Origin of the sequence: Sphingorhabdus profundilacus (assembly GCF_009769755.1) — a bacterium.
Taxonomy (GTDB): Bacteria; Pseudomonadota; Alphaproteobacteria; order Sphingomonadales; family Sphingomonadaceae; genus Sphingorhabdus_B; species Sphingorhabdus_B profundilacus.
Map to the genome: position 1 here is coordinate 129,269 of NZ_SDWJ01000002.1, position 25,961 is coordinate 155,229.

28 protein-coding genes and 1 tRNA gene are annotated in these 25,961 nt (G+C 56.2%); 18 read left to right on the forward strand and 11 right to left on the reverse strand.

All coding sequences use genetic code 11. The annotated features are described in order from the left end of the window. Window positions 1-3: 3 nt before the first annotated feature. Window positions 4-342 carry a hypothetical protein gene (locus EUU23_RS08365; protein ID WP_246156472.1) on the reverse strand — a complete coding sequence of 113 codons (339 nt, stop codon included), beginning with the start codon at window positions 340-342 and terminating at the stop codon, window positions 4-6. Here EUU23_RS08365 and EUU23_RS14145 point away from each other — a divergent pair. The 8 genes from EUU23_RS14145 to phoB all read left to right on the forward strand — a co-directional run bounded on the left by EUU23_RS14145 (window position 269) and on the right by phoB (window position 7,912). Then, a complete protein-coding gene (locus EUU23_RS14145) occupies window positions 269-502 on the forward strand; it encodes a hypothetical protein (RefSeq protein WP_246156578.1) in 234 nt (77 codons plus the stop codon). The genes EUU23_RS08365 and EUU23_RS14145 overlap by 74 nt on opposite strands. A gap of 53 nt (window positions 503-555) precedes the next feature. Continuing rightward, on the forward strand, window positions 556-1,797 hold the full coding sequence (locus EUU23_RS08370) for an ATP-binding protein (protein WP_343032701.1): 1,242 nt from the start codon (window positions 556-558) through the stop codon (window positions 1,795-1,797). Between the two features lie 98 nt (window positions 1,798-1,895). Continuing rightward, window positions 1,896-2,948 carry a substrate-binding domain-containing protein gene (locus EUU23_RS08375; RefSeq protein WP_160353708.1) on the forward strand — a complete coding sequence of 351 codons (1,053 nt, stop codon included), beginning with the start codon at window positions 1,896-1,898 and terminating at the stop codon, window positions 2,946-2,948. Window positions 2,949-3,074: 126 nt separating this feature from the next. Next, window positions 3,075-4,463: a phosphate ABC transporter permease subunit PstC gene (pstC, locus tag EUU23_RS08380; protein ID WP_160353709.1), complete on the forward strand. Its 1,389-nt coding sequence runs from the start codon at window positions 3,075-3,077 to the stop codon at window positions 4,461-4,463. After that, on the forward strand, window positions 4,456-5,721 hold the full coding sequence (pstA, locus tag EUU23_RS08385; protein ID WP_246156383.1) for a phosphate ABC transporter permease PstA: 1,266 nt from the start codon (window positions 4,456-4,458) through the stop codon (window positions 5,719-5,721). Before pstC ends, pstA begins: the two co-directional genes overlap by 8 nt. Window positions 5,722-5,743: 22 nt before the next feature. Further along, on the forward strand, window positions 5,744-6,517 hold the full coding sequence (gene pstB / locus EUU23_RS08390) for a phosphate ABC transporter ATP-binding protein PstB (protein ID WP_343032702.1): 774 nt from the start codon (window positions 5,744-5,746) through the stop codon (window positions 6,515-6,517). A gap of 12 nt (window positions 6,518-6,529) precedes the next feature. Then, window positions 6,530-7,201 (forward strand): phosphate signaling complex protein PhoU, encoded by a 672-nt coding sequence (gene phoU, locus EUU23_RS08395; protein ID WP_160353710.1) that lies wholly within the window; start codon window positions 6,530-6,532, stop codon window positions 7,199-7,201. A gap of 15 nt (window positions 7,202-7,216) precedes the next feature. Further along, a complete protein-coding gene (phoB, locus tag EUU23_RS08400; RefSeq protein ID WP_160353711.1) occupies window positions 7,217-7,912 on the forward strand; it encodes a phosphate regulon transcriptional regulator PhoB in 696 nt (231 codons plus the stop codon). Window positions 7,913-7,923: 11 nt separating this feature from the next. Here phoB and EUU23_RS08405 read toward each other — a convergent pair whose 3' ends face one another. Then, entirely contained in the window at window positions 7,924-9,435 is a 1,512-nt protein-coding gene (locus EUU23_RS08405) for an OprO/OprP family phosphate-selective porin (RefSeq protein ID WP_160353712.1), read from the reverse strand. Between the two features lie 194 nt (window positions 9,436-9,629). On the opposite strand from EUU23_RS08405, the gene EUU23_RS08410 reads away from it, so the two are divergent. Then, a complete protein-coding gene (locus tag EUU23_RS08410) occupies window positions 9,630-10,532 on the forward strand; it encodes an SDR family NAD(P)-dependent oxidoreductase (protein ID WP_160353713.1) in 903 nt (300 codons plus the stop codon). 71 nt (window positions 10,533-10,603) lie between these two features. Further along, window positions 10,604-11,236 (forward strand): DUF4328 domain-containing protein, encoded by a 633-nt coding sequence (locus tag EUU23_RS08415; RefSeq protein WP_160353714.1) that lies wholly within the window; start codon window positions 10,604-10,606, stop codon window positions 11,234-11,236. 21 nt (window positions 11,237-11,257) lie between these two features. On the opposite strand, the gene EUU23_RS08420 is transcribed toward EUU23_RS08415, so the two are convergent. Beyond that, entirely contained in the window at window positions 11,258-11,602 is a 345-nt protein-coding gene (locus EUU23_RS08420) for a DUF2794 domain-containing protein (RefSeq protein WP_160353715.1), read from the reverse strand. Beyond that, complete coding sequence (epsC, locus tag EUU23_RS08425) at window positions 11,599-12,318, reverse strand: serine O-acetyltransferase EpsC (protein ID WP_160353716.1); 720 nt, start codon at window positions 12,316-12,318, stop codon at window positions 11,599-11,601. Before epsC ends, EUU23_RS08420 begins: the two co-directional genes overlap by 4 nt. 150 nt (window positions 12,319-12,468) lie before the next feature. Between epsC and EUU23_RS08430 the strand changes: the two genes are divergently transcribed. Next, entirely contained in the window at window positions 12,469-13,374 is a 906-nt protein-coding gene (locus EUU23_RS08430; RefSeq protein WP_160353717.1) for a LysR substrate-binding domain-containing protein, read from the forward strand. Here EUU23_RS08430 and EUU23_RS08435 read toward each other — a convergent pair. The 4 genes from EUU23_RS08435 to pgsA are packed head-to-tail and all read right to left on the reverse strand — an operon-like array spanning window position 13,371 to window position 15,254. Continuing rightward, the gene (locus EUU23_RS08435; protein WP_160353718.1) at window positions 13,371-13,985 is read right to left on the reverse strand and encodes a glutathione S-transferase family protein; all 615 of its coding nucleotides are present in this window, start codon (window positions 13,983-13,985) and stop codon (window positions 13,371-13,373) included. The genes EUU23_RS08430 and EUU23_RS08435 overlap by 4 nt on opposite strands. Continuing rightward, window positions 13,985-14,428, reverse strand: a complete 444-nt coding sequence (locus EUU23_RS08440; RefSeq protein ID WP_160353719.1) for a molybdenum cofactor biosynthesis protein MoaE — start codon at window positions 14,426-14,428, stop codon at window positions 13,985-13,987. The genes EUU23_RS08435 and EUU23_RS08440 overlap by 1 nt, the downstream gene beginning before the upstream one ends. Further along, window positions 14,425-14,676 (reverse strand): MoaD/ThiS family protein, encoded by a 252-nt coding sequence (locus EUU23_RS08445; RefSeq protein WP_160353720.1) that lies wholly within the window; start codon window positions 14,674-14,676, stop codon window positions 14,425-14,427. The genes EUU23_RS08440 and EUU23_RS08445 overlap by 4 nt, the downstream gene beginning before the upstream one ends. Before the next feature lie 5 nt (window positions 14,677-14,681). Next, a complete protein-coding gene (gene pgsA / locus EUU23_RS08450) occupies window positions 14,682-15,254 on the reverse strand; it encodes a CDP-diacylglycerol--glycerol-3-phosphate 3-phosphatidyltransferase (RefSeq protein ID WP_160353721.1) in 573 nt (190 codons plus the stop codon). A gap of 124 nt (window positions 15,255-15,378) precedes the next feature. Here pgsA and EUU23_RS08455 point away from each other — a divergent pair, with 124 nt between their 5' ends. Next, a complete protein-coding gene (locus tag EUU23_RS08455; protein WP_160353722.1) occupies window positions 15,379-16,674 on the forward strand; it encodes an MFS transporter in 1,296 nt (431 codons plus the stop codon). Window positions 16,675-17,044: 370 nt separating this feature from the next. Here the strand turns inward: EUU23_RS08455 and EUU23_RS08460 are convergent, their stop codons facing one another. Further along, a complete protein-coding gene (locus tag EUU23_RS08460; RefSeq protein WP_343032703.1) occupies window positions 17,045-17,236 on the reverse strand; it encodes a hypothetical protein in 192 nt (63 codons plus the stop codon). A 129-nt stretch (window positions 17,237-17,365) separates the two neighbouring features. Between EUU23_RS08460 and EUU23_RS08465 the strand changes: the two genes are divergently transcribed. Next, on the forward strand, window positions 17,366-18,088 hold the full coding sequence (locus EUU23_RS08465) for an SDR family oxidoreductase (RefSeq protein ID WP_160353723.1): 723 nt from the start codon (window positions 17,366-17,368) through the stop codon (window positions 18,086-18,088). A 58-nt stretch (window positions 18,089-18,146) separates the two neighbouring features. On the opposite strand, the gene EUU23_RS08470 is transcribed toward EUU23_RS08465, so the two are convergent. Together EUU23_RS08470 and EUU23_RS08475 are read right to left on the reverse strand one after the other, a co-directional pair. Further along, window positions 18,147-18,231, reverse strand: a tRNA-Leu gene (locus EUU23_RS08470). 73 nt (window positions 18,232-18,304) lie between these two features. After that, complete coding sequence (locus EUU23_RS08475) at window positions 18,305-19,726, reverse strand: coniferyl aldehyde dehydrogenase (protein ID WP_246156385.1); 1,422 nt, start codon at window positions 19,724-19,726, stop codon at window positions 18,305-18,307. 159 nt (window positions 19,727-19,885) lie between these two features. On the opposite strand from EUU23_RS08475, the gene EUU23_RS08480 reads away from it, so the two are divergent. The 5 genes from EUU23_RS08480 to EUU23_RS08500 all read left to right on the forward strand — a co-directional run bounded on the left by EUU23_RS08480 (window position 19,886) and on the right by EUU23_RS08500 (window position 25,902). After that, entirely contained in the window at window positions 19,886-21,073 is a 1,188-nt protein-coding gene (locus tag EUU23_RS08480; RefSeq protein ID WP_160353724.1) for an acetyl-CoA C-acyltransferase, read from the forward strand. Between the two features lie 118 nt (window positions 21,074-21,191). After that, entirely contained in the window at window positions 21,192-21,665 is a 474-nt protein-coding gene (locus tag EUU23_RS08485) for an RcnB family protein (RefSeq protein WP_160353725.1), read from the forward strand. Between the two features lie 96 nt (window positions 21,666-21,761). Further along, window positions 21,762-22,445, forward strand: a complete 684-nt coding sequence (locus tag EUU23_RS08490; RefSeq protein WP_246156387.1) for a DJ-1/PfpI family protein — start codon at window positions 21,762-21,764, stop codon at window positions 22,443-22,445. A 612-nt stretch (window positions 22,446-23,057) separates the two neighbouring features. After that, window positions 23,058-25,235, forward strand: coding sequence for a PQQ-dependent dehydrogenase, methanol/ethanol family (locus tag EUU23_RS08495; protein WP_160353727.1), 2,178 nt, complete (start codon window positions 23,058-23,060; stop codon window positions 25,233-25,235). 328 nt (window positions 25,236-25,563) lie between these two features. After that, the gene (locus EUU23_RS08500) at window positions 25,564-25,902 is read left to right on the forward strand and encodes a P-II family nitrogen regulator (RefSeq protein WP_125231011.1); all 339 of its coding nucleotides are present in this window, start codon (window positions 25,564-25,566) and stop codon (window positions 25,900-25,902) included. Window positions 25,903-25,961 lie beyond the last annotated feature (59 nt).

Genomic DNA, 25,961 nt, shown 5'->3' on the forward strand with positions numbered 1-25,961 from the left:
TGTTTAGCGCGACATCTGCAGGCTGGCGTAGCAGGTGAAGCCGCTCTGTCCGCTTTGCAGGCGGCGGATATAATTTACATAGGCCTGGCTTTGTTCATAGCTCGTGCCCGGAAGGCTGCGGCCTTGCAGCGCGGCCTTTACCTGATCACCGGTGAATTTCTGTCCGGTCGCAGGAAAAGATCCCGGCGTATCGCGCGCGACCAATTTGCCATAGCTGTCGATATTCATACCCGTGCCATGCGGTCCGGGCACTGGAATTTCGCAGTTCATGACGGATGCGGCGGATTGGGCCAGGGCGGGCCGCACCGAGACGATAGCCGACGCCGTTGCAGCCCCCAGCATCAACGCACGGCGGCGGTTGGTCGGACTGCTCAGCGGGTTGGGTGATTTTTTTTCATCGTCCATCGGACCGGCCTATCATATTCCACCTGCAAATCCAGCCGCCGCGCTTGCACGGTTGCCGGACGTCTATATGTGGGACATTATCGCCGGTAAAAACTAATATATGGTTTTATCGGGTCGCCGCGCCTGATTTTATGCGAGGAAGTTTTGATCGTGAATAGCTGGCTATCTCCCCGTGTACTTTTTGCCATGGCATTGGCGACAACAGGCGCGGTCATTGCAGGGCAACTTGCCGGTGATGTGGAACGTATTCTTGTTACGATAGTGTCCTTGTTGACCGCATTGTTCATCGCGGCAGACCCGCATGATCCGGCCAGTGAGACCATCGTTCAAAGCGATCCCGGCATTCAGATCGATCCCGAAGCGATCACCAGTCACCCGCAATTGCAACCCTTTATCGATGCGTCGACTGATGCGATTTTGATTGTCGACCATTCGAAAGTGACGGCGGCCAATCATTCGGCGCGGCAATTGCTGGGTATCAATATAGTCGGGCAGAATGTCCGAATGGCCTTTCGCCATGCCGGCGCAATCGAGCGACTTTCCGACCCAGACATCAACCACACCGGTCACCCTATCCGCCTGACGGGCATCGGCCAACAGAATCAGATGTGGGACATGCGTATCCAGTCTATCGGTCCTGGTCAGAAAATGGTGCATCTGGCCGACCGCAGCAGCGCGCAGGCTGCCGAGAAGATGCGCGTCGATTTCGTCGCGAATGCAAGCCATGAATTGCTCACCCCGTTGGCCGCGGTCAAAGGCTTTATCGAGACGCTGGATGACCCGGCCGCTGGCGACGATCCCGACACGCGCGGCCGGTTTCTGGGGATCATGGCCAAGGAAACAGACCGGATGCAGGCGCTGGTGCGCGATCTGATGTCGCTGTCGCGGATCGAGGCAGAAAAATATGACCCTCCGCAAACGCCGGTCGATTTTGCCCATATCGTCGTCGATACCGTCGACCAGCTTCGCAACAGTCAGGAACGCGGCGGCGACATCGCCCTCGATATGACGGTCGAAACCTTGTCGGTCATGGGGGATGCCGGACAATTGCGGCAATTGGCGAGCAATATCATCACCAATGCGATGAAATATGGGCGGACAGGAACCCCGATCATGGTGTCCCTCGCCCATTCGCGTTCCGGGGCCATGTTGGCCTTCGCTGTCGTCGATCAGGGCGACGGCATTGCTCCTGAACATTTACCGCGACTGACCGAACGCTTTTACCGTGTCGATTCCGGGCGCAGCCGCTCCGTTGGCGGCACTGGCCTTGGCCTTAGTCTGGTTAAACATATCGTTGACCGCCATCGCGGCCACCTTGAGATCCGCAGTATAGTGGGGAGCGGCACAAGCGTTTCGGTATTATTACCCGTAGCTCCCACAGATGTAATATAAATGTCATATAATAGTCATTTATCAGCCATCTATGGCCGCTAATTGCGCGTCACGGCATGGGAAGACCATGAAGGGTCCAATAAAAGGGAATTAGCCAAATGATGAAGAAAATCTCGCTTATCGCCATCAGCGCACTCGCGCTTTCTGCATGTAATGACCAGGCCAGCACCGGCGGTGCAGCAGGTGGTTCGCGTCAGGAAATCCGCATCGTTGGTTCTTCGACCGTTTTCCCTTTCGCCAAGGCAGCTGCCGAAGCTTTTGCCAAGGCTGACCCTACCCGCAAATCGCCTGTTCTGGAATCAACCGGAACCGGCGGTGGCATGGAACAATTTTGTAAAGGTATCGGCGCGGAAACGCCCGACATCACCAATGCATCGCGCCGCATCAAGAAAAGCGAGTTTGAAGATTGCCAGAAAAATGGCGTGAAAGACATTGTCGAAATCCAGGTCGGGATTGATGGCCTTGCCCTCGCGCAGTCGAACAAGGGCGAAAAGTTCGCGCTTTCGACCGCTGATGTCTACAAGGCATTGGCCGCCAAGCCATTTGGCAAGCCGCAGACCGCAAAATTATGGTCGGATGTCAATCCGGCGCTTCCCAAATTGCCGATTTCGGTATTTGGCCCACCAACTACTTCTGGAACGCGCGATTCTTTCCATGAACTTATCATGGAAGCCGGCTGTAAATCGGACGCGGCGACCAAGGCGCTGAAGGAAACCGACGAAGACAAGTATAAAGCGATCTGCACCGAAATCCGTACCGATGGCGCGTTCAAGGAACAGGGCGAAAACGACAATCTGATCGTACAGAAACTGGATGCGAACCCGAATATGGTCGGTATTTTCGGCTATAGCTATATGGAAGAAAATGCATCGAAGGTGCACGGCATTACGATGGACGGCGTGAGCCCCACCATCGCGACCATTTCTGATGGCAGCTATCCCGGTGCACGCAAGATGTTCATCTATGTGAAAAAGGCCCATATCGACAAGATTCCGGGAGTTAAGGACTTTGTTTTAGAGTTCCTGAAAGGCGGCGTCGTTGGCGGATATCTGACCAAATTGGGCATGATTGCATCGACCGAAGATGACTATAAAAAGGCTATGGATACCGCAAATGGCTTAAATGCCATGGACGGTTCAGATTTGAAATAAATCTGCAACATACATCGCGTCTATGGGCATGGATCGAATCTGCGTTCGATCCATGCCCCAATTTTGTTCGGGCGCTGGATTTTATAAGTTTCCGGCCGGTAGGTCGAAGGGGGCAAGGTTAAGTTTATGACTGGAACAGCATTGCTATTCCTTGTCCTTGGCCTCGGTTTGGTCGCATGGATCGCGGGCCGCGCACGCGCAGCGGCTTTTGTCCGCGCTGCCAAGGGCGGCCCTCGGGGCCAGGTCAATAGCCTGCCCTCTTATCACGGCTGGTTCGTTGCCATATGCGCCATCATTCCTGCTGTGTTTTTCATGTTTGTCTGGCAAACAATTTCGCCTGCACTGGTCACCAATACGGTACTGGCGTCACCTATGACGACCGACTTGCCGCAGGACGGTTTTGCCAGAGCGGCCATATTGTCCGAAGCCCGCGCCATCGCACAGGGTTTTCAAACAACCGCATTTCAGGCGCAAAGCGAAAAGCTGGTGCCTTTATACAAAAACGCGCTGGCTTATTATAGCTGGATCGGGATGGCCGGAACATTGGCGCTGCTGTTCGCCGGGGGTGCCTTTGCGTTTACCCGCCTGAAGCCCGATTTTCGTGCTCGCAACAAGGTTGAATATCTGGTGATGCTTGCGCTGTTGTTCGCGTCATTGATCGCCATATTCACCACGGTCGGTATTTTTGCCTCGTTGATTTTTGAATCCTATCAATTCTTTTCGATGGTTTCGCCGTTCGAATTTCTGATCGGCACCAATTGGAACCCCAAAAACATTGTGACGCCGGGCGCGGACAATGGCTATGGCGCAATTCCGCTATTCTGGGGCACCATATTCATTGGCGCGATTATCGCGATGCTCGTGGCCATTCCACTCGGGTTGATGAGCGCGATTTTCCTCACTCAATATGCATCGTCCAACATTCGCAAATTGATGAAGCCGATCCTGGAAATTCTCGCCGGCGTCCCGACCGTAGTTTATGGCTATTTTGCCGCACTCACCGTTGCCCCTGCCATTCGCGACTTTGCGGTGATGCTGGGCGTCAGCAATGCCGCGTCCGACAATGCGCTGGCCGCGGGTATCGTGATGGGCGTCATGATTATCCCGCTCGTCTCGTCCATGTCCGACGACAGTATCGCGGCGGTCCCCAATGCGATGCGCGACGGCAGCCTGGCGATGGGCGCAACCAAGAGCGAGACGATCAAGAAAGTCCTGTTGCCTGCCGCATTGCCCGGCGTGGTCGGCGGAGTATTGCTGGCCGTTAGCCGTGCCATTGGCGAAACAATGATTGTCGTCATGGCCGCAGGCTATACCGCCAATCTGACCGCCAATCCCTTTGACACGATCACCACGGTGACCGTTCAGATTGTCGCACTGCTGACCGGCGATCAGGATTTTGGCAGCCCGCATACGCTTGCTGCGTTTGCGCTAGGTCTGGCATTGTTCATCACAACCTTCCTTCTCAACTATGTCGCCCTGCGCGTGGTCAAACGCTATCGGGAAGCTTATGAATAAGGCCGCAAACAACCGGATACCGACCGACTGGAATGGCGCGATAATGCAAAAGCGCATCGCCGGTCGCTATGCCGCCGAACGCCGTTTCAAGGCGATGGGTTTCGTCGCGGTCGCGCTATCGACCTTGTTCCTCGCCTTTCTGCTGTTCACCATGCTCGGGCAAGGTGTACGCGGTTTTCAACGGACGGAGATCGCCGTCGATTTCGACTTTCCGACCTTGACCTCGGGTGCGACTGCGGCGTCGATTACCGGCGCGAATGCCGAAGGCGCGCTTAATTCTATGGACCTGCCCGGCATTATCGAACTGGCGATGAGCCAGCAATATGGCGACAAGGGTGGCGAATTGCTGACATCGGCCGCCGTCGCCAATGTCCGCCAGATGTTGCTGGCCGATCCTCAATTGATATCGGGCAAGCAACGGCTCTGGTTGCCCGTCGATTCCAGACTGGACGTCGCCTATAAACGCAAAGGCGAACCGGCGGCGGAAAAAACGGTTGAAACCCTGTCTCAAAACGACGTGCTCCGCACCGGATTTAACTGGACATTCCTGACCGGCGCCGATGCGACCGATCCGTCGGCGGTAGGTATTTGGGCGGCGTTCAAGGGGTCTTTGATGACCATGGCGATCACCTTGCTGCTCGCCTTTCCCGTAGGTGTATTCGCTGCGCTCTATCTGGAAGAATATGCACCCAAGAACAAGCTGACCGATATGATCGAAGTGTCGATCAACAATCTCGCCGCGGTGCCGTCGATCATATTCGGTCTGCTGGGCCTTGCGGTGTTCCTGACGATGTTCGGTATGCCGCGTTCGTCGGCTCTGGTAGGTGGTCTGACTCTAGCGCTGATGACCATGCCGGTCATCGTGATCGCCGGACGCAATGCTGTCAAATCCGTTCCCCCGTCCATCCGGGAGGCTGCGTTGGGCATTGGTGCATCGCCGGTGCAAGTGGTTTTCCACCATGTCCTGCCGCTCGCCCTGCCCGGCATTTTGACCGGCACGATTATCGGCATGGCACGCGCGTTGGGCGAGACTGCACCATTGCTGATGATCGGCATGCGCGCCTTCATTCCGACCGCGCCGCAGGGTTTTACCGATGCCGCCACCGCGTTGCCGGTGCAGATTTATCTGTGGTCCGATGAAGTGAATCAGGGTTTCGTCGAAAAAACCAGTGCCGCGATCATTGTGCTTCTGATATTCCTGTTGGGGATGAACGCCCTGGCCATTTACTTGCGTAACCGTTTCGAAACACGCTGGTAGTAGAAAAGAAAAGGACGCCATTGTGGCCGAGACCCCTACACATTCCAAAATATCGACCCGCAACGTCAATGTGTTTTATGGCGAAAAGAAAGCCATTGATAATGTATCGATTGATGTCGACATGGATAATGTGACGGCCTTTATCGGTCCATCAGGTTGTGGAAAATCGACATTTTTGCGGTCGCTGAACCGCATGAACGACACCATTGTCGGTGCGCGGGTCGAAGGGAGTATCTTCCTCGACGGGCAGGATATCTATGCCTCGTCCATGGACGTTGTTCAATTGCGCGCGCGTGTCGGCATGGTATTTCAGAAACCCAATCCTTTTCCAAAGTCCATTTATGACAATGTCGCTTATGGACCACGCATCCACGGCCTAGCCAGTGGCAAGGCGGAACTTGACCAGATTGTAGAAAGCTCGCTCACCCGCGCTGGCCTATGGGCGGAGGTAAAGGACCGGTTGGGCGACAGCGGAACTGCCCTGTCGGGCGGCCAGCAGCAACGGCTTTGCATCGCACGCGCCATTGCAGTTGATCCCGAAGTCATTTTGATGGACGAGCCATGCTCCGCGCTTGACCCCATTGCAACCGCCCGAATTGAGGAATTGATCCACGATCTGCGCGGCAAATATGCCATCATCATCGTGACGCATAATATGCAGCAGGCGGCGCGCGTGTCACAGCGAACAGCGTTTTTCCATCTCGGCAATCTGATCGAATTTGGCGAAACATCCGAAATTTTTACCAATCCGCGTGAAGATCGTACTAAGGATTATATCACAGGCCGTTACGGCTAAGGGATACTGATTATGAGCACCGGAACGAAACATACTGTCACTGCATTTGACGATGATATGGACGAAATCCGCGGTTTGATCGCGGAAATGGGGGCGCGCGCCGAATCGGCGGTGATGGCTTCGATGAAGGCGTTAGGCGAACATGATCTTGAGCTGGCAGCGGCAACGCGCGCTGAAGACAAGATTATCGACAATCTCGAAACCGAAGTCGAAAAAGCGGTGGTCCGCACAATTGCACTTCGCGCGCCCATGGCGGACGATTTGCGCGAATTGATTGCTGCCCTGAAGATGTCAGCGGTGATTGAACGTATCGGCGATTATGCCAAAAACATCGCCAAGCGTGTTCCGCAGATGGAATCCCGGTCAACGCTTGCTGCCAATGAAGAGCTTTTGCGGATGGGCGATATTGTCGTGCAAATGATCCGCACCGCGATGGAAGCTTATGCCAAGCGCGACGTCGACCTTGCCCGCGCCGTCACCGCGCGCGATGATGATGTCGATCAATTGAACAAAGATCTATTTGTGGATTTTGTGGCCTATGTCGCAAAAAACCCAAAGACCGCAACCGAAGTCGCACATCTTTTGTTCACGGCGAAAAACCTTGAACGAATCGGTGACCATACGACAACGGTCGCACAAATGATTTACTTCACTGAAACCGGCGAAAACTTGCCTGACGCCTAATAGAGAGACCCTGATATGCCCAAGGCGCAACTGCTTTTGGTTGAAGACGACAGCGCGCTTGCCGAGCTAGTTCGCTGGCATTTCGAGCGCGAGGAATTCGATGTCCGCCATACCGGCGACGGCGAAGAAGCATTGTTGATGGCCCGCGAACGTGCGCCTGATCTTGTGCTTCTCGACTGGATGCTGGAAAATCTGTCCGGTATCGAAGTATGCCGTCAGCTTCGGAAGACCGACAATACCGCCAATGTCCCCATCATCATGTTGACCGCACGCGGTGAAGAAGATGACCGGATCCGTGGCCTTGAAATTGGTGCGGATGATTATGTCACCAAACCATTCAGCCCCCGCGAACTGGTTGCCCGTGCAAAGGCTGTGCTTCGACGGGTGCGCCCCGCTTTGGCCGGGGAATCGCTGCGCTTTGGCGATGTGGAAATGGATACTGTCGCCCATAAGGTCCGGCGCGGCGGTAAACAGGTGCCGCTCGGCCCGACTGAATATCGATTGCTGAAACATTTTCTTGAATATCCCGGCCATGTCTTTTCCCGTGAACGGTTGCTCGACAGCGTGTGGGGGCATGACAGCGATATCGAAATCCGGACCGTCGACGTGCACATCCGCCGCCTTCGCAAGGCCTTGAATGAGGGTTTTGACAGCGATATCATCCGGACCGTCCGCTCTGCCGGCTATTCGCTCGATCAGGATGCGGTGTAAGGCGCAACCCGTTAGAATTCGACCTGCATCCGGGCGGCGAGCACATCGACAGAATAAGAACGCTCGTCGACCGGTTGGGTTGACAATGGAGCGACCGCCGCCGCAAGCGGGCCGCCCTCTACATTGACGCGGCCATAGTTCAGCATGAAGCGGATATAGTCGATCGGATACCAGTTCAGGCCCAGCAAATAGCTGGTTTGCGTACCACCCCGACTCAACCGCGTGTTCAGTGCCGCAAGACTGCTGGTTCCGGTTGAGAAATTGTTGGTAACGCCGTTTTTCAGGGCATTGCTGTCAAGATCAAGAAATTCAAATCGCGCAGCAACCTGAAATGCGCCTGGACCTTTTTTGTTTATCGGGTTCAGCACCTTTGTTCGCGCCCATAATCCATCTTTGAACCCGCGCGTTTCGCCCGTCAGAAAATAGCCCGCTTCGGCGTATAGACCAAAAAAGCTGGGGTCGCCGGTGGGCGTAACGGCACTGTTACCGCCTGCAAAACTGTCGAGGCCGGTGGCGATATCACCGGCGCGATAGGCGTTGACCTTGGTCCATTGGCCCTCACCTGCCACATAAAATCCGGGGAAGATCGCGGCGAGCTCCAATCCGACAATATGGTCGCTTTTTGCCGCGAAACTGCCTGTGTCGACAAATCGCACATCAGTTAGCTGCGTATTGGGTCGCGCGCGATAACGGGCGAGCTGGTTTGTTGAAGGGCTGTTGGACGATACCGATGCTATGCCCCCATTATTTGCCGCAAACGCCCGTTGCTGGAATGATGCCCCAAAATGCAGCTGCCCGCCAAGAACTTGTGGCGAATATGTCAGCCGGGCTGCACCGATCCACCCGTCATTATCAAAGGATGCATCAATGCTGTGCGCCGTAAACAGGCCCGCCTCGGCACGCAGGACATTGGCTGTATCACGCCAAGCCACAGCGGCCCCCAAACGGCGGCTGTTGATGAAGGCATCGTTAAAAGCCGCACGCTCGGTAAAACTATTGTTGCTGGAACTGGTCATCTGCTCCAAACCGTCGAGCGTTTCGAAATTACCTATCCGGAGTGAAATTGGAGCGTTTTTGGGATTATAGCTTAAAAATGTATCGCCAAATACCACATTGCCATTCGCAAAATCGGCTTCGACCTTATATCCAAAACCGCCGGGCATTGTCCCTTCTGCGCCTAAACGCACACGGCGTACCCGGCTGTTAAATCCTAAATTGCGGTTGACGGCAAATTCCCCCGGGACACTGACATAGCCCGCATCATAATGCAGCCGTCCGCGCGGCTTAAAGGTCCAGCCGCCATCGCCTGCCGTTTCTGGACTTCCCTTCCATTTGACTTCGGCAACCGGCTTTTTTTCCGCAGCGTCAACCTTGGCGGCAATCGCGGCCAGCTGTTCCTTCAGCGCGGCAACCTCGGCACGCAAAGCATCGATTTCCGACATGTTTTCCTGTGCGTGCACGGGAACGGCGGACATTGCGACTGCAATGAGGGCAGTGCTTGCCAGCCGATATGATGCAGTCATCTTAAAATCCCCAGATCCGAAACCAATATATGACGCCTAGACAACATTTATATGACCATAAAGTGTCTTTATAATTTCTCTTTTATGACCATCGTCATGCGCCTTGCTTTACGCTTGCGTAAACGTAACCCACATGCCAAAGGATTGGCCGAATTGGCGCGCATCGTCGGCCACTTAATTTATGGAGACAGAAAATGACCATCAGCTTTAAAGACAAAGTCGCAATTGTGACCGGGGCCGGCGGCGGATTGGGCAAGGCTTATGCGCTTGAACTTGCACGGCGCGGGGCCAAGGTTGTGGTCAATGATCTGGGCGGCGCGCGCGACGGCACCGGCACGTCCGACGCAGCGGCCATGGTGGTGGAAGAAATCAAGGCCGCGGGCGGCGAAGCGATGGCCAATGGCGGTAGCGTCACTGAATATGACCAAATGGTCGAAATGGTTGCCAAGACCAAGGAAGCATGGGGCGGGGTTCATGTCCTCATCAATAATGCAGGCATTTTGCGTGACAAGAGTTTTGCCAAAATGGACATGCCCGATTTCAATCTGGTGCTGCAGGTTCACATCATGGGTTCGGCCAATTGCACCAAAGCGGTGTGGGATCTGATGCGTGAACAGGCCTATGGCCGCATATTGATGACGACGTCATCCACCGGACTTTATGGCAATTTCGGACAGGCCAATTATGGCGCGGCCAAGCTGGGTCTGGCGGGTTTGACCAAGACGCTGCACCTTGAAGGCGCCAAATATAATGTCCGCGTCAACTCAATCGCTCCAGTGGCAGGCACGCGCATGACCGAGGATATTTTCCCCGAAGGCCTGTTTGACCAGTTCACCCCGGAAAATGTCGTCCCTGCCGCGCTCTATCTGGTCAGCGAAGACGCGCCGACCAACATGATTATCGGTGCAGGCGGCGGTGGTTACCATGCCGCCTATGTCACCATGACCCCTGGCGTCGCCCTGCGCCAGGATGAGCGCACGGTCGAAGGCTTTGCTGCCGCATGGGACAAGATCATTGACCGTAGCGGCGAAACCGTCCCGCAATCGGGTGGTGAACAGTCCATCGCCGTCATGAAGGCGTTGCAAGCGCTCGGTTGATCATAGGCAGGCCGGAGTCTTGCTGCTCTGCAAACCCGCTCATTTCTGTGCATCATTAATTTGGGGGTAATATGATCGACATATCCGGTTTAGACCTGCTTCATACGCGCTTTGAACGCTTGCGCTTGATATTGTGGGCCAACCTGTCGGTGGTCGCTGTATCATTCCTGTTTGAAGTTGCTGAACTGTTGGGTTTATTTACCTTCAACACCGACCCTGATGCTGAGTTCGGCCTTTTTGAAGCGCTTTACTTCTTAGTGGGCGTGGCGATGATCATCGTTGCGATCGCTACATTTGTTCTTTGGTGCATGTGGTTGCACAGGGCCGCAAAAAACGTTGTCGAGGCTGACTTTTCCGATTTCGATTATACTCCAGCATGGGCGGTGGGCTGGCACTTTGTACCCTTTGCGAACTTATTCAAGCCATTTGAAATTATGAGAAAGATTTGGAATGCCAGCACTGGCGCATCGACCGTACTCGATGCTCCTGCTCCTATCATCAATCGCTGGTGGGTCGCATGGCTGGTTGCGGGCTTAGCTGGCAACATATCCGGGCGGATCGCATTACAGGCTGAGTCGGCAGAAACACTTTATCTTGGTACCGTCCTGGGAGCGATTTCTTCGATCGCGACTTTTGTAGCTATTCCAACTGCAATGTTAATGCTGCAAACAATTACTCAAGGCCAATCCGAAAGATTTAGGTAGATCGCAGCCGAGGGTCAGGACCTAAGTCCCGACCAGCTTCATCAACTTGCGCTCGACGGGGGCAAGTACCGGCCCGAGTTCGTGGCCGCGTTTCAGCACGGCTCCGCCTTCACCGACCAGCACCCATTGGCCTTGCTTGTTTCGCAAGTCGGGACGTTTTTCGATGCGATATTCGGGGCGTTCGGTTGCACGGCGAAAAGCACTGAAAATGGCGGCATCGCGGCCAAGATCTATGGCGTAATCACGCCAGTTGCCCGCCGCAACCATACGGCCATAAAGATTCAAGATCTGGGTCAATTCAACCCGTTCAAAACCGACCTGATTTAACCGGCTGGTAAAAGGAAAGGGCGTGATGACCGCGCTCAAGCGCTCTTTGCCCCCTTGGCCGTTGTGCGTTTGACCGCAGGCGACGCCTTGGCATCGCGTTCAGCCATCAGCTCGGCCACCTTTTTCCGCAAGGATTCAATCTCGCACTGCATGATTTCCAGACTTTGCGTTGCCGGATCAAATAACTCGCGGCAAGGGGTGCCATAGGGCATGAAATCCTTCGCATAGGTTTCAGCCTTCACCAACGTCGATCGCGCCTTTTGTCCGACCATGGTTGCGCCGGCAGGCACATCGTCCGTAACAACGGCGGCGGCACCGATGCGGGCCCGTTCCCCAACGGTAATGGGTCCCAATATCTGCGCGCCGGACCCGATAATCGCATTGTCGAGTATCGTCGGATGTCGTTTGCCGCCAGTGCCATTGGTCGGGTTGGTCCCGCCCAGCGTGACATTCTGATACATGGTCACATTATCGCCGATTTCGGCGGTTTCGCCAATCACGCTAAACCCATGATCAAGAAAAAAATTGCTGCCGATCTTTGCGCCCGGATGAATGTCGATACCGGTCATGAAGCGGGAAAAATGGTTGACTAGCCGTGCAAGGAAAAACATCTGGCCCAAAAACAGCCAATGCGCGACCCGATGGTAGGCGACGGCCCACACACCGGGATAAAGCAGAATCTCCCACCGGGTGCGCGGCGCGGGATCGCGAACCTTTATCGAATCCAGATATTCGATGAGATTTGAAATGAACATGCGGCCTTAACCTCTGTTATCCGGAGCCCTTCGTTCAAGTTAAGCGATATGTTACCCGATTTCCAGTGCCGGACTGGATTTTGCATCGAAAAAGCTAGTTAAATCGCAAAAACCGATTACTAATGATATATTGATTATAAGGATCGATAAATGAGCACCTATCTGCCGACATTGAAGCAATTACAATATCTGGTTGCGTTGGAAGAGCATGGCCATTTCGGTAAAGCTGCAGACGCCTGCTTCGTCACGCAATCGACGCTGTCGGCGGGCATCAGGGAATTGGAGTCGCTTCTTGGTCTGATGCTGGTGGAACGCACCCGTCGCGTGGTCCGGTTCACCCCGCTCGGTTTGAAGATGACCACAAAGGCGCACCGCATCCTACGTGAGGCGGAAGAGCTGGCAGAAATGGCGCGGTCGGCGGGTAAGCCCCTGGCCGATGACCTGCGGATGAGCGTAATTCCGACCATTGCACCATTTCTGCTGCCCAAATTGCTGCCCGCTTTGCGTAAGCAATATCCGGACCTGAAGCTATATCTGCGCGAAGAGGCCAGCGCTGCGGCGGTCGAGGCCTTGCATCATGGGGTGGTTGATTGTGTCTTGTTAGCGCTTCCCTTTGCGGCAGGCGATATTGAAAAGGCGAAGCTATTCGACGACCGTCTGTTCGTTGCTTTCCCCAAAGATGACCCGCGCGATCCCCCCGACAGCATCAGCCCCGACCTGATTGACGAAAGCAAATTATTATTGCTCGTCGATGGCCATTGCCTCAAAGATCATGCATTGGCAGCGTGCAATCGCCCCGAATTGAGGGCGTCGGCAACCATGCTGGGGACATCGCTGCATACATTAGTGCAAATGGTGGACAATGGATTGGGCGTCACGTTGATCCCCGAAATGGCGGTCGATGCGGGTTTGCTAAATGGCACCGATGTGCAGGCACGACCGCTGAATGCCGACCATGCAACGCGCGAAATCGCCCTGATCTGGCGCACCAACAGTCCGCGGCGTGAAGAGTTCGAGATGCTTGCCGCCGCGTTGCGCGCCTTACGCAAGAATTAAGCGGAGGCACTCGGGCGGGCAGACATGCGTTCGTACCATTGCTTCAGCGCATCGGCTTCGTCCGGAATGGGCACGCCGATAAACAGCCCGAAATCCAGCGTGCTCAGCAGGGCGATGTCGGCCATTGTATAGGAATCGCCCGCCAAAAAGGCAGTTTTGCGAAGCGCTGTGTCAAAGACCATCATCGCCGCATGCGCCAGCGGCCGGTTGCTTTCGCCAAAATCGGTATATTGCTGCTTTACCACGCGGGCGGTTAGCGGATGTGTGTGGATCCAGATATTGCGGATCGCCGCTCCATAGGTAAGCTCGACCCGGCGTGTCCACATCTCGATTTCCGCCACATCCGCCGGATTGTTGCCGAACAGGGGCGGTTCGGGGTGCAAGGCTTCGAAATAGCGACAGATCGCAATGGTTTCGCCAATCATCCGGCCATCATCCAGTTCGAGCACAGGAAGCTGCCCGGCGGGATATTTGGCTACAAACTCCGGTGCCTTATGCTCACCGGCAAAAATGGAGAGCGATTGCACCGGAACAGTCAGCCCCTTTTCCGCCAGATAAATTCGCACACGGCGCGGGTTGGGTGCGGGCATGGGGGCGTCGTATAACAGCATCAGAGACTCCATTTTTCCGCGCGGGCATCGTCCGTGCTTTTTGCCTCAACCCATAGCGCGCTGCCGTCGGTGCGATGTTCTTTTTTCCAAAAGGCGGCATCGGTTTTCAGACGGTCGATGAGAAAGGCGCAGGCATCCAATGCTTCGGCGCGATGGTGGGCGGCGGTGGCGACCACAACCACTTGTTCCCCCACCGCAATTTTGCCGACACGATGAATCACCACGCAGCCGAGCAACGTCCAGCGCGCCATTGCCTCATCAACAAGAGCGTTCAGATTTTGTTCGGTCATGCCGGGATAATGTTCAAGCTCCAGTGCCACCACGCCGCAATCCGCCCGCGCAATTCCGGTGAAACTCGCCAGCGCCCCGCCGCCCAGATGTTCGAGCGGGTCCAGCGCCATTGCCGTGCTGATGGGTTCGGCAGTGACCGCAACCTGCTTCATCCGCCAGTGACCGGCGGGAAAATCGCTAGTTCGCCATAGCCGTCAAGCGGGGTATCGGCGGTGACCATCTGCTGGTCAAGCGCATAGCGCAGCCGCGCTGGCTCGGCAAAGGCGGCAGCATAGCGCCCGTCGCATTGCCGCAACCAGTCGAGGCAGTCCTGCACGGTGTGCACCGTGACAGGCACGTCCCGTTCCTCGCAATCCATGCCGACCGCTTCCCTAACGCGCGCAAAATACACAAAACGCATCTGCATCAATCCATATGCTTGATGCCGACACGCAAATAGTCCCAGCCGGTTATCATGGTCAAAATGGCCGCAATCCAGAGCAGCGCCAACGCCGCCTGTTTCAGCAACCCCCAATCAGGCAGCGCACCAGCCAATATGATGCCGCCCAATGAAACAATCTGGAATGTCGTTTTCCATTTCGCCAGTTGCGACACCGGTACCGAAATCTGTAAGCCAGCAAGAAATTCGCGCAATCCCGACACAATCATTTCGCGCAGCAAGATGATCAACGCCGCGATCACGTTCCAGCCGTCAACATCGCGGGTGAAGACGAGCATCAAAATAACCGCTGCGACCATGATCTTGTCGGCTATGGGATCAAGGAATACGCCCAGTTTCGACACGGTTCCCTGCGCCCGCGCCAGATAACCATCAAAATAATCGGTTATCCCCATCAGGCAATAGAGGACGAATGCGAAGGCATAGTCGAGCGGTAATGGCTGTATGCCCAGATCTTTGGTACCCGGCCACAGCAGGAACACAAGGATTGGCACGGCCAGAATGCGCGACAGGGTCAAAATATTTGGCAAGCTGAGCATGGCCCACCGTTAGCTTCCTAATTCGGGAAAATCACGCAACGATTTCATCATATCGACAAAAGCGCTTTGCCGCACGCAATCCGGCGGCTAAGGCACGGCAAACATCGTGAGGTTTTCGAAAATTATGTCGACTTCCATGTCGTTGCTCAAACAGCGACGGTTCCTCCCGCTATTCGTGACCCAGTTGCTTGGGGCGTTTAACGACAATCTTTTCAAAAACGCGATGGTGCTGTTCGTCGTGTACGGCGTGTATAACGACGAAAAGGCGGAGGCGTTATTCAGCGCGGTTGCAACCGCCGTTTTCATCCTGCCCTTTTTCCTGATGTCGGCACTGGCCGGACAATTGGCTGATACGCGCGACAAGGCGCAGATCATCCGCATCGTCAAATTTTGCGAAATCCTGATCATGATTGTCGGCGGAATCGGGCTGGTTATGGCATGGCTCGGTTTTGCAGTCAGTCTCATTGCCATCCCGCTCATGATGCTCGCTTTGTTCGCCATGGGGGTGCATTCGACATTTTTTGGACCGATCAAATATGCCATTCTGCCGCAGCATTTGAAAGAGGACGAGGTGCTAGGTGGCACCGGCCTGGTCGAAGCAGGCACCTATATCGCCATCCTGCTAGGTACCATTTTGGCAGGCGTAATCGAGGTGGAATGGGCTGCGCTCGGCGTCGTCATCACCGCCATCATCGGCTATTTCACCGGACGGCAGGTTCCTGCCGCGCCGCCCGAACATGAAGAAAGCGGGTTGGACTGGCACATTCTGCGCTCGTCAATCAATCTCGTTAAAAGCACGATGCACATTCGCAAACTCTATCTGGCCATTGCCTCGATCAGCTTTTTCTGGACGATTGGTGCGGTGCTGTTCATCCAGTTTCCACCCTTGGCAAAAAATGTTCTGGGTGCCGACAAGGAAGTTGCCAGCTTGTTTCTGGCGATTTTCTCCATCGGCATTGCCATCGGTTCAGTCGCCATCAACCGGATGCTGAAAGGTCAGGTATCGGCCCGCTATGCGCCAGCCTGTGTCATCGTCATGGGTCTGTTCGTTGTCGCCTTTTATTATGTTTGCCGTAACTGGCATGTCATCGGCGCGGGGGAGCTATATAATATAACAGGCTTTGTCGCGCACCCCGATGCGATCCCCTTGCTTCTTTCCTTATTGGGCATTGCGGTGTCCGGCGGTATGTTTGTCGTACCGCTTTATGCGTTTTTGACAACAACCGTGCCCAAGGACCAGACAGCCCGGACAGTGGCGGCGAACAATATCGTCAACTCAGGCGCGATGGTTGTCGGTTCATTGATCGCCCTCGGGTTAAGCGCCGCCGGTGTAACCATCGTCAACCAGCTATTATTGGGTGCCGCCATGTGCCTCATCTCCGCTTGGCTGGCGCAGCAACTGCACAGGGCTTGTGACTGAGGTTCTCCTTGCCCGATAGGACATGAGTGCTGCCATTCGGTTCGCGCGAAAGCGCGAACAGCGCAAAGTTCGCGGAGGCTGGAAATAGCTGACCCCTTCTAGACAGGGTATATTCGGGCCACATTCTCGCACCCGGCAACCCGATGCCAAAGGCGTGCAGAGCACACCCTGTCTCTCTCCGTCACCCTGAACTTGTTTCAGGGTCCATTTGTCAGTCCATTTCTGTGCTGGAGTGGCAAGCCATGCCGTAACGCACAGTTCCGTATTCCTTTAATCTGGGATCGATACTGCACGATGGACCCAGAAACGAGTTCAGGGTGACGGAATTATTAAATGGGCCGCACCGTGGTGCAAGCAATCCCTAAACCGTTCAGTAGATAAAGCTGCTTATCGCTACAAAAAACGCGCTGAAGCTGAGCATGAAAAGATGCGTATCTTCCTTGTGCCACCACCGTGCCTTGCGCGGCATGGTTAGTGTGGCATCAAGGACGGGCGGCGGCAGCATCCTGCGGAAGGGATGGCGGGCGGCTTCGTTGCGACATACGAGTTTTCTTTTCAACATGGTGACAGGTTAACGATTTGTTAGGGATTAAGACCATTGGAAAAGATGGTTAAAATGCACCCGATTTCCCACTGTCCCGAACTGTGACACATGCTATTATCGCGTTAACCATGAATCGGGAGGGTTTTCATGCAGCTAGGTGGAAAATGGGCATTGGTGACAGGTGGCACCGATGGAATAGGTCTGGAAATCGCGCGGCAAATGCGGCGCAAGGGTGCCAATATCATTGTCTGCGGCCGACGCGAAGATTTGCTGGCGTCAGCTCGGGATGAAGGATTTGAGGCAATCCGTGCCGATCTATCGAATGCCGAAGGGTGTCAGGCGCTGGTACAGGCACTGTTGCAACGGCCGCTCGATATCCTTGTGAACAATGCGGGCATGAGCGGCAATTTCGCCCCCGACGACCCTTTGGACCTTGCGCTGACGGACCGGGCGCTGTTTTTGAACCTTAATGCGCCGATGCACCTGATCGGCCAATTGCTGCCCGGATTGTTAGCGCGGTCAGAGGCGGCGATTGTCAATGTGACATCCGGCCTTGCCATTGCCCCACGCGCTGGCGGACCCGTCTATTGTGCGAGCAAGGCCGGATTGCGTAGCTTCACACAGGCACTCCGCCATAATTTGAGGCACAGCAAGGTGCATGTCATCGAAGCTCTGCCCCCGGTCGTTGACACAGCGATGACGAGGGGACGTATTGGCGGAAGCAAAATGTCCGCCAAAGAATGCGCCGCGCAAATTGTCGATGCCATCGAAAGCAACAGCAACGAAGCCAATGTCGGCATGGTGAAACTTTTGAAAATGGTCTATTCCATCTCGCCCGCGCTGGCCCGGCGGGTGATGATCAGATTTTAGGCGGCGACACGCGCGGCGTGATCACCATGCTATCAATCATAAGGCTGTTGGAAAATAGTGGTGCCCCAGGCCGGACTCGAACCGGCACTCCTTTCAGAACAGGATTTTGAATCCAGCGCGTCTACCAATTCCACCACTGGGGCACAGCTTGTCGGGGCGGACCCTTCGAAGCGGAGGCCCCTCTAACCGAGCCTCTGTCCGGATGCAAGAGCATCCTTATTTCTTTAATTCCTTTGCCAGGGTCTTGTGTGTCGCCTTGCCATAGGGTGCCTTGAAACCGCCGATGCCGGCGACATCGATGCCGGTCTGGCGATAGACGGCGCGCATATGGCTGAAGGTTTTGAAGCCGTCCTGCCCATGGTAATTGCCCATGCCCGAAGGGCCAACCCCGCCAAAGGGCAGGTCTTCCATCGCATTGTGGAAAATTACATCGTTCACCGTAACCCCGCCGGAAATAGTGCGTGACAGGACGCGCTCTTCCTCTGCCTTGTCGCTGCCGAAATAATAGAGGCCGAGCGGACGGTCATGGGCGTTCACATAATCGATCGCCTCGTCCATCGACGAATAGGTCATCACCGGCAGGATGGGACCGAAGATTTCCTCCTGCATCACCTTCATATCGTCGGTCACATTGCGAACAATGGTCAGCGGCATCTTGTTGCCGTTGGACGAGGCGAAGTCTTCGCCCGCCGGATTCACCTCGATCAGCTCCGCACCCTTGTCGCGCGCGTCGGCCAGATAGCCCTGCAGCCGCTCATAATTGCGGCCGTTCACGACCGAGGTGTAGTCGTCATTGTGAAGCAGCTTGGGATATTGCGCCGCAACACCCGCCTTGATCGCATCGATCACGTCGGTTTCCTGATCGGTCGGTACCAGCAGATAGTCGGGCGCCAGACAGATTTGTCCGGCGTTCATCATCTTGCCGAGCGCAATCCGCTCGCCCGCCTTTTTCGTATCCGCGCTGCGGCCGATGATGGTCGGCGACTTGCCGCCAAGCTCCAGCGTCACGGGCACCAGATTGTCCGCCGCGGCGCGCATGATATGGCGGCCCACGCCGGTCGCGCCGGTGAAGATCATATGATCGAAGGCCAGTTTCGAGAATGCCATGCCAATTTCGGCATCGCCGGTGAACACCGCCATTTCCTCTTCGGCGAAATATTTGGGTACAACCTCGGCGAATAGCGCCGCAACGCGCTCGGTATATTCGGACGGCTTCACCATCGCGCGGTTGCCCGCGGCCAATATGCCTGCCATCGGCACCATCACCATGCCCACAGGGAAGTTCCACGGCGCAACTACGCCGACCACGCCCTTGGGCTGATAGACCACCTCGGCCTTCGCACCCAACAGGCCGAGCGGAAAGGTCGGCTTGCGCTTTTCACCACGGGCCCAGCTTTCGAAATTCTTTTTCGCGTGCTTCATCGCGCTGACCGACGGCATGATGTCGGTCATCAGGGTCTGTTCACGGCTGCGATGGCCAAAGTCGGCGGAGACGGCCTTGGCGAAATCTTCCGCATGGTCGACGAGCAACGCAATCGCCCGGTCAATCCGGTCGCGGCGTATCGACATGGATTCAGGAAGCGCGGCGGTAAAGCTGGCGCGCTGCTTTTCCAAAATGGCCTGCATAGTCTTTGTCATGGCTCTCTCCTCTTAATCGTACAGTTAAGCCTTATCTCGCATGATGCAAGCGGTGCGTTACACGCAAATGTAGCTGCCTTCATTTTGCCCATTTGTCTTTACGGCGCAGGCGGATTATGAGCGACTCAAACTCCCCGTCCTGAATATAAGGAACCGCATATGACCAACACCGATCCCGTCGTTATCCTGTCTTACGCCCGCACACCGATGGGCGCGATGCAGGGGGCTTTTGCCGATGTGGCCGCGACCGATCTGGGCGCGACCGCGGTCAAGGCAGCGGTTGAGCGCGCCGGTGTCGATGGCGCGGATATCGAGCGGATCTATATGGGCTGCGTCCTGCCCGCCGGTTTGGGTCAGGCGCCCGCACGTCAGGCCGCGTTAAAGGCTGGCTTGCCCAAGTCGGTGCAGGCAACCACCGTCAACAAAGTATGCGGCTCGGGCATGCAGACCGTCATCATGGGCAGCGAGGCTCTCGCCGCTGGATCGGTCGATTATGTCATCGCCGGTGGTATGGAAAGCATGACCAACGCCCCCTATCTGCTGAAAAAGCACCGCAGCGGCGCGCGTATCGGCCATGACACGGCCTATGACCATATGTTCCTCGATGGTCTGGAAGATGCCTATGAAGCAGGCCGTGCCATGGGCACATTCGCGCAGGATACCGCCAACGAATATCAACTGACGCGTGAGGCGCAGGATAATTACGCGATTGAATCGCTCCGCCGGTCGCAGGCCGCAATTGCCGATGGCGCGTTCAAGGATGAAATCGTCGCGGTCACCGTTGCCACCCGCAAGGGCGATGTCGTCGTCGACACCGATGAACAACCCGGCAAGGGAATGCCCGACAAGATCCCGGGCTTGCGCCCTGCTTTCGCCAAGGACGGCACCATCACAGCTGCGACCAGTTCGTCCATCTCCGATGGCGCGGCCGCGCTCGTCTTGACCCGCCAGTCGGTCGCCGATGCCAAGGGCCATACGCCCGTCGCCCGAATCGTCGCCCATGCCGCGCACGCACAGGAACCATCGGCCTTCACCACTGCTCCTGTCGGTGCGATCACCAAATGCCTTGCCAAGGCGGGCTGGACGGTGTCCGATGTCGACCTGTTTGAAGTCAACGAAGCCTTTGCCTGCGTGGCGATGTTCGCGATGCACGATCTTGGCATTTCGCATGACAAGATCAACGTCCATGGCGGTGCAACCGCATTGGGCCATCCCATCGGCGCATCGGGTGCACGGATCATCACCACCTTGATCGCCGCGCTCCAACGCCACGGCAAGAAGCGCGGCGTTGCCTCGCTCTGCATCGGTGGTGGTGAAGGGACGGCGCTGGCGGTCGAATTGATCTAAAATAAACGGTCTAATGGCTTATTGCTGAACGCGTTGTTTTCCGTAGGTTCAAAAGTCGCATCCTAAAAGGGAACAACAGACGCCGAAAGGGGTTTGTTGTCTTTCAAGGAGCCCGACAATGAAGAAAAGATTTTTGATAACCGTCGCTGCCCTCGCCGCCACCTTCTCCCCCATGGCGGCGCAGGCGCAGACGCGCGAACTGCAACGTGATCGTCAGGACGTGCGCGAAGAAAAACGCGAACTCAACCAAGCGAAGCGCTATGGCGATAAAGGCGACGTCCGCGAAGAACGCAGCGAATATCGCGAAGCCAAGCGCGAACATCGCGAAGACTGGCGCGATTACCGACAGAAAAACCGCAACGCCTTTCGTGGCGTTCGCTTTAACGCACCCTTTCGCTACCGCACGTTTAACGACGGCGTAAGCATCGGATCAAGCTATTATGCGCCGCGATATCGCGTCAGCAACTACCAAAATTATCGCCTGCCCCAACCCGGTCGATACCAGACCTATGTGCGTCATTATAACGACGTGCTGCTGGTCAACATTCGGACCGGTCGGGTGGTGCGCGCCTATCGCGGTTTTTACTGGTAACATTTCACCCTCCCGGAATGGTATCGGTAAATGCGGGCCGTCGGAGCAATCCGGCGGCCCTTTGCATTTGCCCGCGGGCGCGCTAACTATGCGCCTATGAACATCGTTTTCGTCCTTTTCGATAATGTCACCCAGCTCGACTTTGCCGGGCCGGTGCAGTTTCTGTCGCGCTTGCCGGGGTCCACCGTGCAGATTGCCAGCAAGGATGGAAAAGCAGTCACGACCGACTGCGGCTTTTCCATCTTGCCCAATACGAGCTTTGCCGACTGCAGATCGGCGGACATAATATGCGTGCCGGGTGGACATGGGGTGCGTCAGGCAGTGGCCGACCCTGCAATCATCGACTTTGTCCGGCAGCAGGGCGCGCAAGCGAAATGGGTCACCAGTGTATGCACCGGCGCTTTCATTCTGGGCGTCGCCGGACTGCTTCAGGACAAACGCGCCACCTGTCACTGGGCCTATACGCATTTGCTGCCTTTGGTCGGCGCGACACATCTGCCCGCGCGGGTCGTGCGCGACGGCAATGTTGTGACCGCAGGCGGCGTCACATCCGGCATCGACTTCGCGCTCGAACTGATCGCGCTGATTGCTGGTGAGGATGTTGCGCGCACACTGCAACTCGCGCTGGAATATGACCCGGCCCCGCCTTTCCACGGCGGCACCCCAGAGACGACATCGCCCGATATTCTTCATAATTTGCGCGCCCGGGTCTACGACAGCGCGGCCGCGCAAATGGAGGACGCTTTGCGGGGAAGCGGGGTCACGCTGACCAGCGCGTAGCGCGCGCCGTCATAGAAATTACATCCCCTCTCCCCTTCAGGGGAGAGGTACGCAGACTTATGGCTTTAGCCATTAGACGAAGTGGAGAGGGGGAGTTGGCGCACGAACCTGACTGTTTGAGCCCCTCACCAACTACGCCTAGGCCTGTCGGCCAAGGCTTCGTATCCTCTCCCCTGAAGGGGAGAGGGTAATCTTACGCAATGACGCAAAGGCGCAAAGAATAAGGAAAGAAGAACAGCGCATTTTGCCCCTGACCGTCACCCTGAACTTGTTTCAGGGTCTTAGTACTGCGGCGTTGAAAACTAAGACCCTGAAACAAGTTCAGGGTGACGGCGGGATTAGGGGTGACGGGCTGTGTTAGTGAACTGGTCGAGTCAGCGCACCACACTCCCCTCCCGCGTGCGGGAGGGGCTGGGGGAGGGTGAGTCGTTGACGTCACACGGCGGACCTAAGGCCCGCCCCCTCCCCTAACCTCTTCCGCAAGCGGGAGGGGGATTGGTTCGCTACCCTTACAGTCGAAACTCTCCTCCACCCCCAACTTAACCGCCCGTTTAAATTCCCTCTGGACGAACCGGCTTTCCACGCATAGCTTCCGGTCTTGGGAGAGAGCATATGATCAAAAAGCTTGGGCCGGTTGCTGCTGCGGCGGCGCTAATGGTGATGACGGGTTCGTGCCAGAAAACGGACGTCCCCGGTTTTGTCGCCATTGATGGCGAATATCTCACAACCGGCGGGGACGGGTCTAACTGGGCCATGACCGGCTTTAGCTATAACGAACAACGCCACAGCCCGCTGACTCAGATCAATGCAGACAATGTGAAGGATTTGGGCATTGCCTGGTTCGCCGATCTGCCCGACGCGCGCGGACAGGAAGCGACACCGGTCGTGGTCGATGGCAAGATGTTTGTGTCAACCGCATGGTCAAAAGTGCTCGCCTTCGACGCCAAGACGGGGAAGTCGCTGTGGAGCTTTGATCCCGAAGTCGACAAGGCGCGCGGGGTTAAGGCCTGCTGCGATGTCGTCAACCGCGGCGTGGCATTCTGGAAAGGCAGCGTCTTTGTCGGCACGATCGATGGCCGGTTGATTTCGCTCGACGCGGCCACCGGCAAGCAGTTGTGGAGCGCGCAGACGCTCGATCTAGAATCCAACGGCACCATCACCGGCGTCCCGCGCGTGGTGAAGGACAAGGTTGTGATCGGCTTTGGCGGCGCGGAGTTCGGCGCGCGCGGCTATGTCACCGCCTATGATGCCGCGACGGGCAAACAGGCATGGCGTTTCTACACGACACCCAATCCCAAGGGCGAGCCCGACGGCGCGGCGAGCGACGAAATCCTGAAGACAGCCGCCACGAAAACATGGAGCGCCAAACCCAAAAAGGGCGACTGGCGTGAAAGCGGCGGCGGCGGCACGGTGTGGGACGCGATTGTCTATGACGCGGAACTCGACCAGCTTTATTTGGGCGTCGGTAACGGCAATCCGTGGAACCATGGCATTCGCTCCAATGGCGAGGGGGACAATCTGTTCCTGTCGTCCATCGTCGCGTTGAAACCCGATACCGGCGAATATGTCTGGCATTATCAGGAAACGCCTGCGGAAAGCTGGGACTATACGGCGACCCAGCCGATCATCCTCGCCACCGAACAGCGCAACGGCAAGGATGTGAAGGTCCTCTACCACGCGCCGAAGAATGGCTTTTTCTTCACCATCGACCGGGTGAGCGGCAAGATGCTGTCGGCCAATCCCTTTATCGACGGCATCACCTGGGCGTCGGGTTATGACCTGAAAACCGGTCGCCCTATAGAAAAACCGGAGTCGCGTTACGAGAAAACCGGTAAGCTTTATATGGCCAACCCGTCTCCCTTAGGAGCGCACAACTGGCATCCGATGAGCTATAATCCGGCCACTGGCCTCGTTTATATTCCAGCCCTTTACATCGGCGCGGCCTATCTGCCGCCCGTCGCACCCAATGAAATGGAACGCAAAGCGATTGGTTTCAACACTGGCGGCGCGATGGCCGCAGCCGACCTGCCCGACGACACCAATTTTGTGAAAGCCGTCAAGGCCGCCACCAAGGGTAAGCTGGTCGCCTTCGACCCCAGGACTGGCAAGGCGAAATGGACCGTCGACCATCCTGCATCGTGGAATGGCGGCACCATGACGACGGCGGGCAATCTGGTCTTCCAGGGCACCGCCTTGGGCGAATTCCGGGCCTATGCCGCCGATACCGGCAAGCAATTGCTGAACCTGAATGTGCAGTCGGGCGTCCTGTCGGGTGCCTCGACCTATACCGTGGATGGCGAACAATATGTCGCCTTCCTGACGAGCAAAGGCGGTGCCTTCCCGCTGGTGTCGGGCTATGCCGGGTCGGCCAGCTCGGCGGTGCCGAATATCCCGCGCCTGATCGTGCTCAAGCTTGGCGGCAAGGTCGCCCTGCCCGCCTTGCCCGAAACGCCCGCTTATGTGTGGGACCCGCCTGCGAAGTTCGGCACGGCTGCGGATATCGCGGCCGGTCAGTCGAATTTCCAGCGGTACTGCCTTGTCTGCCACGGCCCCGGTGCGGTCGGCAACGGCGTGCTGCCCGATCTGCGTAAATCGGCCGCTATTGCCGATGCCGGTACGTGGAAATCGGTGGTCATCGAAGGCGTGCTGAAAGGCAATGGCATGGTCAGCTTTGCCTCGGTCCTGACACCTAAAGAGGCCGAGCAAATGCGCGCCTATGTCATCAGCCGCGTGCATTATGCCAAAACGCATGACGCAGGACTTGGCGGGGGGACCAAGCCCGCCCGATAGGCGCTTGAAATGTAGGATCATATCTGCTGGACTGGGCGGGAACATCGCTATCCGTCCAGAGGCTGTAAGGGCATGCAATCAGTCTTAAAAAATTTTGCCTGCAAAAAAAGGTGCGTGGAAGCTTCAGCCGAATTAACAAACTGCATAAAAGGCCGTGAAACTGCTGCCCATGAATCGCACATCTGCCTAATTTTTAAGCAGTCCATTTGCCTGATTCGAATCCGGAATCGCGCAAAACCGTCCATCCCAACTGGCACGATACTTGATAAACAATTGCCATAATCCGAGCGCGGTTTTTAACGCCAACCGCGCCAATAAGGGGAAAGTCATGAAGAAGATCGAAGCGATCATCAAACCGTTCAAATTGGACGAAGTGAAAGAAGCACTTCACGAAGTAGGCGTTTCCGGCATCACGGTCACCGAAGCCAAAGGTTTCGGCCGCCAGAAAGGCCACACTGAACTCTATCGCGGTGCCGAATATGTCGTCGACTTCCTGCCCAAGGTAAAATTGGAAGTGGTGGTCGAAGATGGTCTTGCCGACCGCGTGGTAGAGGCCATCGCCGCTGCCGCCCAAACCGGCCGTATCGGTGACGGTAAGATTTTCGTCATCCCGGTCGAAACCGCTCTGCGTATCCGTACCGGTGAGCGCGACAACGATGCCGTCTAAAAAATCCCCCTCCTGCATGCGGGAGGGGCCCGGGGGAGGGTCAGTAGCAAGATCCGATC

Coding starts and splice junctions, on each gene's coding strand:
- EUU23_RS14145 (WP_246156578.1), top strand. CDS start 269: ATGACGGATGCGGCGGATTGGGCCAGGGCGGGCCGCACCGAGACGATA.
- EUU23_RS08365 (WP_246156472.1), bottom strand. CDS start 342: ATGCTGGGGGCTGCAACGGCGTCGGCTATCGTCTCGGTGCGGCCCGCC.
- EUU23_RS08375 (WP_160353708.1), top strand. CDS start 1,896: ATGATGAAGAAAATCTCGCTTATCGCCATCAGCGCACTCGCGCTTTCT.
- pstC (WP_160353709.1), top strand. CDS start 3,075: ATGACTGGAACAGCATTGCTATTCCTTGTCCTTGGCCTCGGTTTGGTC.
- pstA (WP_246156383.1), top strand. CDS start 4,456: ATGAATAAGGCCGCAAACAACCGGATACCGACCGACTGGAATGGCGCG.
- phoU (WP_160353710.1), top strand. CDS start 6,530: ATGAGCACCGGAACGAAACATACTGTCACTGCATTTGACGATGATATG.
- phoB (WP_160353711.1), top strand. CDS start 7,217: ATGCCCAAGGCGCAACTGCTTTTGGTTGAAGACGACAGCGCGCTTGCC.
- EUU23_RS08405 (WP_160353712.1), bottom strand. CDS start 9,435: ATGACTGCATCATATCGGCTGGCAAGCACTGCCCTCATTGCAGTCGCA.
- EUU23_RS08410 (WP_160353713.1), top strand. CDS start 9,630: ATGACCATCAGCTTTAAAGACAAAGTCGCAATTGTGACCGGGGCCGGC.
- EUU23_RS08415 (WP_160353714.1), top strand. CDS start 10,604: ATGATCGACATATCCGGTTTAGACCTGCTTCATACGCGCTTTGAACGC.
- epsC (WP_160353716.1), bottom strand. CDS start 12,318: ATGTTCATTTCAAATCTCATCGAATATCTGGATTCGATAAAGGTTCGC.
- EUU23_RS08430 (WP_160353717.1), top strand. CDS start 12,469: ATGAGCACCTATCTGCCGACATTGAAGCAATTACAATATCTGGTTGCG.
- EUU23_RS08435 (WP_160353718.1), bottom strand. CDS start 13,985: ATGCTGTTATACGACGCCCCCATGCCCGCACCCAACCCGCGCCGTGTG.
- EUU23_RS08440 (WP_160353719.1), bottom strand. CDS start 14,428: ATGAAGCAGGTTGCGGTCACTGCCGAACCCATCAGCACGGCAATGGCG.
- EUU23_RS08445 (WP_160353720.1), bottom strand. CDS start 14,676: ATGCGTTTTGTGTATTTTGCGCGCGTTAGGGAAGCGGTCGGCATGGAT.
- pgsA (WP_160353721.1), bottom strand. CDS start 15,254: ATGCTCAGCTTGCCAAATATTTTGACCCTGTCGCGCATTCTGGCCGTG.
- EUU23_RS08455 (WP_160353722.1), top strand. CDS start 15,379: ATGTCGACTTCCATGTCGTTGCTCAAACAGCGACGGTTCCTCCCGCTA.
- EUU23_RS08460 (WP_343032703.1), bottom strand. CDS start 17,236: ATGTTGAAAAGAAAACTCGTATGTCGCAACGAAGCCGCCCGCCATCCC.
- EUU23_RS08465 (WP_160353723.1), top strand. CDS start 17,366: ATGCAGCTAGGTGGAAAATGGGCATTGGTGACAGGTGGCACCGATGGA.
- EUU23_RS08475 (WP_246156385.1), bottom strand. CDS start 19,726: ATGACAAAGACTATGCAGGCCATTTTGGAAAAGCAGCGCGCCAGCTTT.
- EUU23_RS08480 (WP_160353724.1), top strand. CDS start 19,886: ATGACCAACACCGATCCCGTCGTTATCCTGTCTTACGCCCGCACACCG.
- EUU23_RS08485 (WP_160353725.1), top strand. CDS start 21,192: ATGAAGAAAAGATTTTTGATAACCGTCGCTGCCCTCGCCGCCACCTTC.
- EUU23_RS08490 (WP_246156387.1), top strand. CDS start 21,762: ATGAACATCGTTTTCGTCCTTTTCGATAATGTCACCCAGCTCGACTTT.
- EUU23_RS08495 (WP_160353727.1), top strand. CDS start 23,058: ATGATCAAAAAGCTTGGGCCGGTTGCTGCTGCGGCGGCGCTAATGGTG.
- EUU23_RS08500 (WP_125231011.1), top strand. CDS start 25,564: ATGAAGAAGATCGAAGCGATCATCAAACCGTTCAAATTGGACGAAGTG.